15 protein-coding genes are annotated in these 12038 nt (G+C 63.8%); 3 read left to right on the forward strand and 12 right to left on the reverse strand.

Translation table 11 applies throughout. The features are described from left to right. Positions 1–35 precede the first annotated feature (35 nt). The 6 genes from EJ069_RS06500 to EJ069_RS06525 all read right to left on the reverse strand — a co-directional run bounded on the left by EJ069_RS06500 (position 36) and on the right by EJ069_RS06525 (position 6601). Positions 36–1304 (reverse strand): multidrug effflux MFS transporter, encoded by a 1269-nt coding sequence (locus EJ069_RS06500; protein ID WP_126060596.1) that lies wholly within the window; start codon positions 1302–1304, stop codon positions 36–38. A gap of 155 nt (positions 1305–1459) precedes the next feature. Further along, complete coding sequence (grxD, locus tag EJ069_RS06505; protein WP_040981263.1) at positions 1460–1795, reverse strand: Grx4 family monothiol glutaredoxin; 336 nt, start codon at positions 1793–1795, stop codon at positions 1460–1462. A 152-nt stretch (positions 1796–1947) separates the two neighbouring features. Further along, complete coding sequence (locus EJ069_RS06510) at positions 1948–2181, reverse strand: BolA family transcriptional regulator (protein ID WP_006206026.1); 234 nt, start codon at positions 2179–2181, stop codon at positions 1948–1950. Positions 2182–2292: 111 nt separating this feature from the next. Beyond that, on the reverse strand, positions 2293–2817 hold the full coding sequence (locus tag EJ069_RS06515) for a hypothetical protein (RefSeq protein WP_126060597.1): 525 nt from the start codon (positions 2815–2817) through the stop codon (positions 2293–2295). Next, positions 2814–5045, reverse strand: a complete 2232-nt coding sequence (gene purL / locus EJ069_RS06520) for a phosphoribosylformylglycinamidine synthase subunit PurL (RefSeq protein ID WP_126060598.1) — start codon at positions 5043–5045, stop codon at positions 2814–2816. The genes EJ069_RS06515 and purL overlap by 4 nt, the downstream gene beginning before the upstream one ends. A gap of 146 nt (positions 5046–5191) precedes the next feature. Then, complete coding sequence (locus EJ069_RS06525; protein WP_126060599.1) at positions 5192–6601, reverse strand: PLP-dependent aminotransferase family protein; 1410 nt, start codon at positions 6599–6601, stop codon at positions 5192–5194. 91 nt (positions 6602–6692) lie between these two features. Between EJ069_RS06525 and EJ069_RS06530 the strand changes: the two genes are divergently transcribed. Then, positions 6693–6941, forward strand: coding sequence for a DUF1127 domain-containing protein (locus EJ069_RS06530; protein ID WP_126060600.1), 249 nt, complete (start codon positions 6693–6695; stop codon positions 6939–6941). A gap of 97 nt (positions 6942–7038) precedes the next feature. Here the strand turns inward: EJ069_RS06530 and EJ069_RS06535 are convergent, their stop codons facing one another. The 5 genes from EJ069_RS06535 to purC form a co-directional block, all read right to left on the reverse strand. Beyond that, positions 7039–7701 carry a Pr6Pr family membrane protein gene (locus tag EJ069_RS06535; protein WP_126060601.1) on the reverse strand — a complete coding sequence of 221 codons (663 nt, stop codon included), beginning with the start codon at positions 7699–7701 and terminating at the stop codon, positions 7039–7041. Positions 7702–7709: 8 nt separating this feature from the next. Next, a complete protein-coding gene (locus EJ069_RS06540; protein ID WP_189476206.1) occupies positions 7710–8120 on the reverse strand; it encodes a hypothetical protein in 411 nt (136 codons plus the stop codon). A gap of 40 nt (positions 8121–8160) precedes the next feature. Further along, complete coding sequence (gene purQ, locus EJ069_RS06545; RefSeq protein ID WP_126060602.1) at positions 8161–8829, reverse strand: phosphoribosylformylglycinamidine synthase subunit PurQ; 669 nt, start codon at positions 8827–8829, stop codon at positions 8161–8163. 1 nt (position 8830) lies between these two features. Continuing rightward, the gene (purS, locus tag EJ069_RS06550) at positions 8831–9070 is read right to left on the reverse strand and encodes a phosphoribosylformylglycinamidine synthase subunit PurS (protein ID WP_040995386.1); all 240 of its coding nucleotides are present in this window, start codon (positions 9068–9070) and stop codon (positions 8831–8833) included. 62 nt (positions 9071–9132) lie between these two features. After that, positions 9133–9927: a phosphoribosylaminoimidazolesuccinocarboxamide synthase gene (gene purC, locus EJ069_RS06555; RefSeq protein ID WP_042644540.1), complete on the reverse strand. Its 795-nt coding sequence runs from the start codon at positions 9925–9927 to the stop codon at positions 9133–9135. Between the two features lie 275 nt (positions 9928–10202). Between purC and EJ069_RS06560 the strand changes: the two genes are divergently transcribed. Together EJ069_RS06560 and EJ069_RS06565 are read left to right on the forward strand one after the other, a co-directional pair. Then, complete coding sequence (locus tag EJ069_RS06560; RefSeq protein WP_042644542.1) at positions 10203–10523, forward strand: DUF1476 domain-containing protein; 321 nt, start codon at positions 10203–10205, stop codon at positions 10521–10523. A 108-nt stretch (positions 10524–10631) separates the two neighbouring features. Then, on the forward strand, positions 10632–11405 hold the full coding sequence (locus EJ069_RS06565) for an HpcH/HpaI aldolase/citrate lyase family protein (RefSeq protein ID WP_126060603.1): 774 nt from the start codon (positions 10632–10634) through the stop codon (positions 11403–11405). Between the two features lie 8 nt (positions 11406–11413). Here the strand turns inward: EJ069_RS06565 and EJ069_RS06570 are convergent, their stop codons facing one another. Next, on the reverse strand, positions 11414–11971 hold the full coding sequence (locus EJ069_RS06570; protein ID WP_042644628.1) for an alpha/beta hydrolase: 558 nt from the start codon (positions 11969–11971) through the stop codon (positions 11414–11416). Between the last annotated feature and the right edge of the window lie 67 nt (positions 11972–12038).

Below are 12038 nucleotides of genomic sequence, written 5' to 3' on the forward strand. Positions count from 1 at the left end.
GCGCCCCGGCCGGCAATCGTCAGCCAGACGACAACCTAATGCAGATCGGTGACGTGCCCCGAAACAGGGGGATTGTGGGGCTGGAACATCCTGCCCCGCTCGGCGATCAGGATCATCAGCAAGGCCGCGACCGAGACGCTGCAGAAGCCCGCGGCCAGGGGCGTGACCGTGCCGTTGTACGCCTGGCCGATAGCCGCGCCGATCAGGGCACCGAGAAAAGTCTGCATGAAGCCAAGGATGGATGCCGCCGTGCCGGCAAGCTCGCCGAGCGGCTCCATGGCGAGAGCGTTGAAATTCGCGCCAAGACCGCCGAAAGGCAGCATCGCGCCGGCAAAGAAGGTGATGAAGAGCCAGAGCGGCATCTGCATCTCCAACGAAACGACCAGCCAGGCAAGGCTGATGCACAGAAAGATGAGCAGCGCGCCTTGCGACAGACGGCGCATGCCGATCTGTCCGACCAGCCGCGAATTGAGATAATTGGAAAAGGCAAGCACGGCGGCGACACCGGCAAAGATCAGCGGGAATAATTCGCCGACGTGGAAGATGTCGATGTAGATCTGTTGCGCCGAGCTGATGAAGCCGAACATGGCGGCGAAGATGAAGGTGCTAGCGAAGGCATAGCAAAGCGTGAGCCGGTTGGTGAGCACGATGCGGAAGCCGCCGACGACCGAGCTTACCGTGAGCGGCCGGCGATATTCCGCATGCAGCGTCTCCGGCAGGCGCAGCAGAGCCCAGGTCGAAACGATCAGCGCGCCGATGGCCATGGTCACGAAAATCCAGTGCCAGGTGGCGAACAGCATGACGAACTGGCCGATGCTTGGAGCGATGACGGGGATGGCCATGAACACCATGAAGATCAGCGACATCACTTCGGCCATTAGCCGGCCTTCGAACGTGTCGCGCACGATCGAGACGGCGATGACGCGGGTCGCAGCCGCGCCGATGCCCTGGATGAGACGCCAGGTCAGCAGCAAGGCGAAACTGGGCGCTATGGCGGCGGCAGCCGCAGCCACGACATAGACCACCAAGCCAAAGACCAGCGGCGCGCGGCGTCCAAAGCGATCCGAAATGGGCCCGAACAAAAGCTGTCCGCCGCCAAAGCCGAGCATATAGGCGGTGATGACATATTGGCGGTGGTTCTCGCTCTCGACGCCAAGCGAGGCGCCGATCTGCTGCAGCGCCGGTAGCATGATGTCTATGGCCAGGGAGTTGAGCGCCATCAGCGCTGCGCAAAGCGCAATGAATTCCCAGCGCGGAATGGGCAAGCTGCTTGCCCGTTGCGACGCTTCTACCTGCTTGTCCACGGCAAAGTCCGATCTTTCAACGAACAAGCGCCGGCTGGCCGGCGCGCTGGTTCGTCTCATCCCCGCGATCCGGGTTCATGATTGCCGAGGTGGGGGCAGCCCCGGGCGATGCTTGCCGGCCGAAGAGTTAGCCTCCGCCGGCGAGCAAGATTGAATCAGGCCGCGCCTTTGACGCTGACGCCCTTTTCGACCAGGAAGTCCTGCAACTCGCCGGCCTGGAACATTTCACGCACGATGTCGCAACCGCCGACGAATTCACCCTTCACATAGAGCTGCGGGATGGTGGGCCAGTTGGAATAGTCCTTGATGCCTTGGCGCAGTTCGGCAGAGTCGAGCACGTTCACGCCTTTGTAGTCGGCCCCGATGTAGTCGAGGATCTGCACCACCTGGCCGGAGAAACCGCATTGCGGGAAGCCCGGGGTGCCCTTCATGAAGAGCACGACGTCGTTGCTCTTCACTTCATTGTCGATGTAGTCGCTGATGCCGGTCATGGACAATCCTTTCATGCCTGTGGGAGTCAGGCTCGAAGCATGTCCTTCAAATAAACCCATAGGGTGGCTGAAACAAGACGTTAGCCGCGACGCTACTTGAATGGCGCAAGGGATTAACGCGATTTTGTGCCAAGCCTGAGAGGGTGCTGCGTTCAGTCCGGGACGCTGGTCTGCAGCGCCAGCGCGTGCAGCACGCCGCCCATATTGCCCTTCAGCGCGTCATAGACCATCTGGTGCTGCTGGACCCGGCTCTTGCCCCGGAAGCTTTCGGCAACGACCTCGGCCGCGTAATGGTCGCCGTCGCCGGCGAGATCACGGATCGTCACCTTTGCGTCCGGAATGCCTTCCTTGATCAGTTTTTCGATGTCGTGGGCATCCATTGCCATGGCAAAATCCTGTCTCGTGCGGCGAGCAGCTAGGCAGCACCGGTATGATCTGACTCGCGAGCCTAAAACCTTTCCGGCCCGGATTGAAGCCGTTCCGTCCGCGACAGCGGCCTAAGAATTGTTCTGCTTCGAATGGATCACGCCGTCTTCGGTGATGTCATCGCGGGTCGAGAAGGCCCGGCCAAGGCTGAAGGTGAGTATATAAAGCGGGATGTTGATCAGCAGGCCGACGATCGGAAGATAACTCGTCATTCGCCAGGCGGACGAGAAGAAGGATTGGCCATAGCCGTCGCAGACCAGGGACGAGCCATAGTCCCAAGTCGCTCCGGTGATCGCGGCAATGATGAAGAGCTTGATGCAGGTCGCGATATGCTGTGTCCGCGCCGGCTCTGGCGCGAGCCTGTCCCACAGCACCAGGCAGACGATCGGAACCGCGTAGATCAGGGTCTGCAAGACGAGCATTGGCAGCGCACCGTTGGCCGCCGCCAGGAACTCGGCGCGGGTTTCCAGCCGTGCGCACACCTCGCTCGAGGTGGTCGACAGCAACAAGAAAACGAACGGGCCGAGGAACCAGAAGAAGAACAGCGAAGGCCAGAAGACAACTGCGATCAGCGCCCTGGCGGTCAGCCTGGTCAATTCGCCTGGTCCATGAAGCGCGGGAACCAGCCTTCATGGGCGGCCTTCAGCTCGCTCACCGGGACCGGCCGTGCGTCACCCAGTTTCAAGTCACGCCCGCCGGTGGTGCCGATCCAGGGCGCGAAGATGCCGAGCTTGCTCTGCTCCTCGCGGATACTGTCCCATTCGCCGCTTTGCGGATCGAGCGACAGCGTCAGCAGGTAGCGGCCCTGGTCCTCGCCGAACCAGACCGGGATCGGATCGGTGCCGGTGAGCCCCGGAATGGCGGCGCCAATGCCGGAGGCCATCGCCATTTCGGCCAGCGCTATCGCCAAGCCGCCGTCCGAGACGTCGTGCGAGGCGGTGACGATGCCGGATGCGATCAGCGAGCGCACATGGTCGCCGACGCGCCTTTCGCGCGCGAGATCGACCGGCGGCGGCGGACCGTCGGCGCGGCCATGGATGTCGCGCATATAGACGGACTGGCCGAGATGGCTGCCCCAGCTCGACGGCGCGCCGACCAGCACGATCATCTGGCCCTCGGCGGCAAAGCCGATGCGCGCCATCTTCGACCAATCGGCGATCAGCCCGACGCCGCCGATGGTCGGCGTCGGCAGGATGCCGCGGCCATTGGTTTCGTTGTAGAGCGAGACATTGCCGGAGACGATCGGGAAAGCGAGCGCGCGGCAGGCATCGCCGATGCCTTTAACTGCGCCGACGAACTGTCCCATGATCTCGGGCCGCTCCGGATTGCCGAAATTGAGGTTGTCGGTGGCGGCGAGCGGCAGCGCACCGGTGGCGGTCAGGTTGCGCCAGCATTCGGCGACCGCCTGCTTGCCGCCTTCGTACGGGTCGGCCTCGCAGTAGCGGGGCGTGACGTCGGAGGAGAAGGCGAGGGCCTTGGTCGGATGGCCCTCGACGCGCACCACGCCGGCGTCGCCGCCCGGAAGCTGGAGCGAGTTGCCCTGGATTAGCGTGTCGTATTGTTCCCACACCCAGCGCCGCGAGGAGAGATCGGGACCGCCGAGCATCTTCAGCAACGCGTCGGCGACATCGGCCTTGGGCGCATCGTTGGCCGCCAACGGCGCCGGCTTCTTCGCCTCGACCCAGGGGCGGTCATATTCCGGCGCCTGGTCGCCCAATTCCTTGATCGGCAGGTTCGCGACCTCGTCGCCCTGGTGGATGACGCGGAAGCGCAGGTCGTCGGTGGTCTTGCCGACGATGGCGAAGTCGAGCCCCCATTTGCGGAAGATCGCCTCGGCTTCCTCTTCCTTTTCGGGGCGCAGCACCATCAGCATGCGCTCCTGGCTTTCCGACAGCATCATCTCATAGGCGCTCATGCGTTCCTCGCGCACCGGCACCTTGTCGAGGTCGAGCTCGATGCCGAGGTCGCCCTTGGCGCCCATTTCGACGGCCGAGCAGGTGAGGCCGGCCGCGCCCATGTCCTGGATGGCGATGACAGCGCCCGATGCCATCAGCTCGAGGCAGGCTTCCAGCAGGCATTTTTCGGTGAAGGGATCGCCGACCTGCACGGTCGGGCGCTTCTCCTCGATCTTGTCGTCGAATTCGGCCGAGGCCATGGTGGCGCCGCCGACGCCGTCGCGTCCGGTCTTGGCGCCGAGATAGACGACCGGCAGGCCGACACCCTTGGCCTGCGACAGAAAGATGGCGTTGGTCTTGGCAAGGCCCGCCGCGAAGGCGTTGACCAGGATGTTGCCGTTGTAGCGGGCGTCGAAGTTGACCTCGCCGCCGACCGTCGGCACGCCGAAGGAATTGCCGTAGCCGCCGACGCCGGAAACCACGCCGGCGACGAGATGCCGGGTCTTGGGATGGTCAGGCGCGCCGAAGCGCAGCGCGTTCATCGCCGCGACCGGCCGCGCGCCCATGGTGAAGACGTCGCGCAGGATGCCGCCGACGCCGGTGGCCGCGCCCTGATAGGGTTCGATGTAGGAGGGGTGGTTGTGGCTCTCCATCTTGAAGACGACGCAATCGCCGTCGCCGATATCCACCACGCCGGCATTCTCGCCTGGACCCTGGATGACCTGCGGACCGCTGGTCGGCAGCGTGCGCAGCCATTTCTTCGAGGACTTGTAGGAGCAGTGCTCGTTCCACATCGCCGAGAAGATGCCGAGCTCGGTGAAACTTGGCTCGCGGCCAACCAGATCCAGGATGCGCTGGTATTCATCGGGCTTCAGCCCGTGCGCGGCGACGAGCTCGGGGGTGATCGGCACGGAATTGGAAATGGTCATGAGCGGCGATTTTTGTCCGTGGGAGAGGGGAGGTTCTTCGAGTCTCCTCTTATCGCAAGCTTTCGCGCGATACACCCCCACCAGATAGGGAAAACGCCGGAAAACTGCCACTCCGTCGGTGCTAAGGTCTGGGCTTTCAGGCTTGATCAGGAAAAACTGTCGTAGCCGGCGCGGCCTTCGTCGAGCAGGCGGCGGATGACGGCGACGCCGCCGGCGACATCCTGGCTTTGCCGCGGTTGCGAGACGCCGAAGCGCACGCCGTGAAAGACCTGCTCGGAGCGGCCGGCCTTGAACTCGTCCTCGTCGTCGATGAGCACGCCTTGCGCCAGGCAGGCGTTCTTGAAGGTGCCGGACAGCCACGGGTCGGGCAGTGTCAGCCAGACGAAGGGGACGTTGTCCCGCGCCTTGAAGTCGAAGCCCGCCAGCACCTCGCGCACGATGGTGAGGCGCGTCTGGATTTCGGCAATGCAGCGCTTGCGGATCTCGCTTGCCTGGCCCGACGTCACCAGCCTCGTGCCGACCTCGGCCAACAGGAAAGGCAGGCCGCCGGTTATCATCTTGTGCGCGACACGGATGCGGTGGCGGTAGGCCGGCGGGCAGGAAAGCCAGCCGCCGCGCACGCCGGCGGCGACCGACTTCGACAAGCCGCCAGCGACGATGGTGCGTTCCGGCGCATATTCGGCCAGCAACGGTGTCGGATCGTCGGTGAGCTCGCCGTAAAGGTCGTCCTCGACCAGCGCGACATTGTATTCGCGCGCGATCCAAGCGATCGCTTGGCGCCGCTCCGCCGACAGCGTCACAAGCGTCGGGTTCTTCGCGGTCGGCATCAGGAACATGACCTTTGGGTGTTTCTGGGCGCAGACGCGCTCGAAATCGTCCGGGTCGATGCCGTTGTCGTCGGTCGAGACCAGCGCGATACGGCGGCCGATCAGCCCGGCGCTGCGCGCGATCTGCGAATAGGTGAGGTGCTCGAAGACGACGTAGTCGCCGGGCATGGTCAGCGCCGCGATCGCCGCCATGACCGCGGCATGCGTGCCCAGCGTCGGCACGATCGAATCGGGCGCGGGGCGGAAGGCGTTGCGGGCCAGCCAGCGGCTGCCCGCCTCGTACCAGCGTTCGGGGAAATCCCGCGTGTAGCTCGAGATTTCGTGCGGGTGCTCCTGCGCCGTGCGCGCCAGGATGTCGGCGATCACCGCGCCCTGGCCGACATCGGGCGCGGCGGTGCTGTCGAAGCGCAGCTTGCCGCTCGGCGCGTCGATGGGGCGCGTGCCTTGCAAGCCAGGTTCGACGTCGGGTTTCGGCGCCTCGGCGCGCTGGCCGAGCACATAGGTGCCGCGACCGACCTCGCCGCTCACCAGGCCGCGTTCACGCAGCAGCTGATAGGCCCTGCCGATGGTGCCGACGGTCGTGCCGATGTCATAGGCGAGGTCGCGCTGCGGCGGCAGTTTTGCACCGGCATCGATGACGCCCTTGTCGATATCTGACTCAATGCTGTCAGCAAGACGCTGATAGAGCGGACCGGAGCCAGTGGAGAGGTCAGGGAGCCAATTTGTCATGGTGACAATTTTCTATATTGCGCCGCGCGATGAGTCAATCCATATCGAATCCGCGATTGAAAAGGTACAATCGGGACAAGGCAGAACGACAATGGATACAATTGAGACAATTCGCTACGCTCGCCCGGCTTTTGGCGCGCAGGCCGAGCCCTTGGCCCATCGCGGCTTTGTCAGCCGCATGGTGGTTGTGCTCCGTTCCATCGCCAGGCAGATCGACCGCATGCTCGAGCGTCGGCGCGGCCGCCTCGCGCTGCTTGAGATGACGGACGAGCAGCTCAAGGACATCGGCATCTCGCGCTGCGATGCCCATCGCGAAGGCATCAGGTCGTTCTGGGAGTGATGATCTAGTGCGTTTCGCAGAAACGGTGAAACGCAATATCTCCTTGTTTTTGCGCAATTCCGGACGGAAAACCGCTCACAATTTTCCTGGAATTGCTCTATCGGCGGCCCGATTGGACGCGGGTTGCGGGTTTCCTCCGCAACCCGCCGATGCCGTGATCGATCAGCACGGCAAGCACGCTCAATCCGACGAACAGCGCCGTGACGCCCACGGCCGAAACGGCGACGCTGGCCGCGCCGTTCTTGGCCACGTCGAGGAACGGATAGGGCACTTCGCCGGCGAAGGGCGCGCGGATCAGCGCGTAGGCGAGATAGGCCAGCGGATAGATCATCCACCAGGAGATATCGCGCCAGCGCGTCGAGCCATCCGCGCCGGCAATGAGCCACCACAGCACGAAGATCAGCGGCGTGACGTAGTGGAGCAGGATGTCGCAAAGCAGGAACAGGCCCTGTGGTTGCCAAAGCCCTGCCAGCACGGTCGCGTAGACGATGAAGACCAGCGTGATGGACACCGCGACGCCGGCGCGCATGCGCTGCCCGGCGAAGGCCGGGAACCAGGCATAGCCGGTGGGTGACAGCAGCGAAGCATGCACCATCACGGCGGCGATGTTGGTCAAGATGGTGAAGAAGCTGAGAAGAAAGACGATCGAGCCTAGCAGGCTGCGCCCGGCCGCCATCGACGCCGGAATGGTGATCGCGGCTTGCAGGACAAGCGCAATCAGCCCGATGACCAGTCCCGCGATCTGCAGGAACCGGCCCATGGGCGGCCTCAAGCGGTAGCCGCGCAGGACGGGTTTCCGGCCTGCCATCTGGCGATGTCGGAGCCGATGCGGGCGCCGAGCGGCTCGTTCATCAGCGGCCCGAACACGTCGACGCGGCTGGAGTTGCCCTGCGCCTGCACGACCAGCAGCGGCTTGCCGCCATAATGCTTGGCGGGCACCAGCAGGAAGCGCGGCGTGCCGCTGTAGGAATTGAGCTCATTGGCCATCTGGTAAGCCTTGAAGGCCGGATCCTTGCTGGCGATCCAGCATTTATGCGCCGAAATGGCGACCTGTTCCATGGCAAGCAGCGAGGCGCTTTTGCCCGAGGGAACCGGCGTCGTCTTGGGGCTGGACTGGCAGGAAGCCAAGGCGAGCCCGGCGGCGGCCAGGAGAGCAAGGCGAACGATCGTCGGTCTCATGGTCAGTCCGCCCCCGCGTTCCGATAGGATTGTTAAAGGATCAAGCCGCGAGGCCGAGCGCGCTTTCGAATAACGCGCGTCCATCATTGCCGCCATGCGCCGCCTCGATCAGGTTTTCGGGATGCGGCATCAGGCCGAGCACGTTGCCCTTGTCGTTGACGATGCCGGCAATATCGTTGATCGAGCCGTTGGGATTGGTGCCTTCGGCGTAGCGGAACACCACCTGGCCTTCGCCTTCGAGCCGGGCGAGCGTCTCGGCGTCGGCGAAGTAATTGCCGTCATGATGCGCCACCGGCGAGCGGATGATCTGCCCGGGCTTGTAGTGCCGGGTGAACATGGTGTTGGCGTTGGCGATCTCGAGCTTCACCTGGCGGCAGACGAACTTCAGCGAGGCGTTGCGCATCAGGGCGCCGGGCAGCAGTCCCGCCTCGACCAGGATCTGGAAGCCGTTGCAGACGCCGATAACGGGCACGCCCTTGGCGGCCTTTTCGGCCACCGCCCGCATCACCGGCATGCGCGCCGCGATCGCGCCGCAGCGCAGGTAGTCGCCGAAGGAGAAGCCGCCGGGGATGGCGATCAGGTCGACATCGGGGATTTCGGTGTCGGTCTGCCAGATGGTCGCTGGCGCCTGGCCGGAAATCTTGGTCAGCGCCGCGATCATGTCGCGGTCGCGGTTGAGGCCAGGCAGAAGGACGACGGCTGATTTCATGTCAGGCGATCTCCACCGCGTAGTTCTCAATCACCGTGTTTGCCAGAAGCTTGTCGCACATGGCCTTGAGATCGGCTTCGGCCTTGGCCTTGTCGGTTCCGGTGAGCTCGATGTCGAACACCTTGCCCTGGCGAACCTGGCCGACGCCGTCGAAGCCCAATCCGGAGAGCGCATGCTCGATCGCCTTGCCCTGCGGGTCGAGGACGCCGTTCTTGAGGGTCACGGTGATGCGGGCTTTCATCGATACTCCTAAGTGATGGATCAGGCGCTGGACCTGCCATTATCCGGCAGGCCCGTCGGCATTTAGTGCTTCAGCCCCTTGGGCGCATCGGAAGAGGCGACGAGGACCGGACCCGTCGGGCGCGGCGGCTCGTTCTCGTTGATGATGCCGAGACGGCGGGCGACTTCCTGATACGCCTCGACCAAGCCGCCCATGTCGCGGCGGAAGCGGTCCTTGTCGAGCTTGTCCTGGGTGGCGACATCCCACAGCCGACAGGAATCCGGCGAGATCTCGTCGGCGACGACGATGCGCATCATGTCGCCCTCGAAAAGGCGGCCGCATTCGATCTTGAAGTCGACAAGCTGGATGCCGACGCCGAGGAACAGGCCGGAAAGGAAGTCGTTGACGCGGATGGCCAGCGCCATGATGTCGTCAATCTCCTGCGGGCTCGCCCAGCCGAAGGCGGTGATGTGCTCTTCCGATACCATCGGATCGTCGAGCGCGTCGGCCTTGTAATAGAATTCGATGATCGAGCGCGGCAGCACCGTGCCTTCCTCAATGCCGAGGCGCTTGGACAGCGAGCCGGCGGCGACATTGCGCACGACGACCTCGAGCGGGATGATCTCGACTTCCTTGATCAACTGCTCGCGCATGTTGAGCCGGCGGATGAAGTGGGTCGGGATGCCCATGCGGTTCAAGTGATTGAAGATGTGCTCGGAAATGCGGTTGTTGAGCACGCCCTTGCCATCGACCACTTCATGTTTCTTCTTGTTGAAGGCGGTGGCGTCGTCCTTGAAGAACTGGATCAGCGTCCCGGGCTCAGGTCCCTCATAGAGGATCTTGGCCTTGCCTTCGTAGATTCGGCGGCGATTTTTCATCTGATTTTTTCTCTGGGTCTGCGGGCAGGCGGCAAATGACCGGTTCCTGTCCGTCTGCCTAAATTAGTATGGCGACGGTGGCGTTCAATGCCGGTGTTATCGCAATCGCCTGGTTTGCTCAATCGCCAAATCCGGCGAATCAACCGCTTTCGGGACTGAAATGCCGCAGCGCAGCATGCGACGAAGTATATTGACCGGGTCGCGGCCTTTTGATTTGTGCTTGCCCATCACACATATTCACCGCGAACGCGAATCGGATTGATCGGAGGGACGTCATGAGCAGCATGAAAGACCGCGAAGAGGGCTTTGAGCGCAAATTCGCCTTCGACGAGGAACTTCGCTTCAAGGCCGCGGCCCGGCGCAATAAGGCGCTTGGCCTGTGGGCCGCCGAGAAGCTGGGCAAATCCGGCGCCGATGCCGAAGCCTATGCCAAGGAAGTGGTGGTCTCCGATATCGAGGAGGCCGGCGACCACGACGTCTTCCGCAAGATTCGCAAGGATTTCGATGCCGCCGGCGTCAACCAGTCGGACCATCAGATCCGCCGCACCATGGACGAACTGATGGCCCAGGCGATCGAGCAGATCAAGAATGCCTGAGGCGGGATTCTAGCTGGACCAATCGACCGCCCGGCCAAACCGGGCGGTTTTTCTTTGCCTTTGCCGTCGTTTCCGGCTGAACTGCGGGTTGTCATCAAGGAAGGTCCGATGTCGCTCAAATCCCGCCTGGTCGCCGACGAAACGCTGTTCACCGCCTGGTCCGGGGTGCCGGACGCGCTGACGGTGGAAATCATTGCCAAGCAGGATTTCGACGCCGTCACCCTCGACATGCAGCATGGCGGCCACCACGAGGACAGCGTGCTGCGCGGCCTGGCGCCGGTGCTGGCCGCCAACAAGCCCGCTCTGGTGCGCATTCCGGTCGGGCGCTTCGACATGGCGAGCCGCGCGCTCGATTTCGGCGCCGAGGCAGTGATCGCGCCGATGGTGAACTCGGTGGCCGACGCACGGCAGTTCGCCGCCGCGATGAAATATCCGCCCATGGGCGAGCGCTCCTGGGGGCCGACCTACGCATTCCCGCGGCACGGCAAGGGCGACCACGCCGAATGGCTGCGCGACTCGAACCAGCGCACCATGGCCTTCGCGATGGTCGAGACGCGGGCGGCTTTCGAGGCGCTCGACGGTATCCTTGATACGCCCGGCATCGACGGCATCTTCGTCGGTCCGTCGGATTTCTCGATCGCCTGGTCGAACGGAACGACCGTCAATTCGACGCTGGAAAGCATGATGGAGACGGTCGCTTCGATCGCCGAGCGGACGCGCAAGGCTGGAAAGCATGCGGCGATCTACGTGATCGAGCCGGCGATTGCCGGCCGCGTCGTGTCGATGGGCTATCGGCTGCTCGCCATGGGCTCGGACCACACGCTGATCTCGCTCGGCGCGAAGACCCTGTTGAAGAGCATGCGGGATTCCATCGGCGCTTGAGGTCGGCCTTAGGGCTGCTTCAGCTCCGTCAGGAATTTGGCGAAGGTCATCGAACCCTCGGGCCACGGGCCGAAGCCGGCGTCATGGTTGAGATGGCCGGCCTCGCCGGCGTCGATGAAGAGCGATCCCCAGGCGGCGGCAATGTCCTCGGCGACCTCGAAGGCGCAGAACGGGTCATTGCGGCTGGCAATCACGATTGACGGGAAGGGCAGGGGATCGCGCGAATAAGGGCCGAAGGTCATCAGGTGCCTCGGCCTGATTTCCGGATTGGACACATCCGGCGGCGCGACGAAGAAGGCGCCGGCGACGGGCTTCCTGAATTGCGGGATGGCCTGCACCGCGGCCGTGACGCCAAGCGAATGCGCAACGAGCACCACGGGCCGCTCAGCCTCGTTGACGGCGTTCGCCACGCTCGCCGTCCAGTCCTCGCGCACGGGCTTGGTCCACTCCGCCTGCTCGACCCGGCGCGCCGTCGACAGTTTCGACTGCCAGCGGGTCTGCCAGTGCTCGGGGCCGGAATTGGTGTAGCCCGGCACGATCAGGATATCTGCGTCTTTGACTTTCATTGCGCGGATGTAGCGAGCGGCTGTGGGGTCCGCAACCCCGTTGCCAATATCGCTGATGTCGCAATTG

This window comes from Mesorhizobium sp. M2A.F.Ca.ET.043.05.1.1 (assembly GCF_003952445.1).
In the GTDB taxonomy this organism is placed as follows: Bacteria; Pseudomonadota; Alphaproteobacteria; order Rhizobiales; family Rhizobiaceae; genus Mesorhizobium.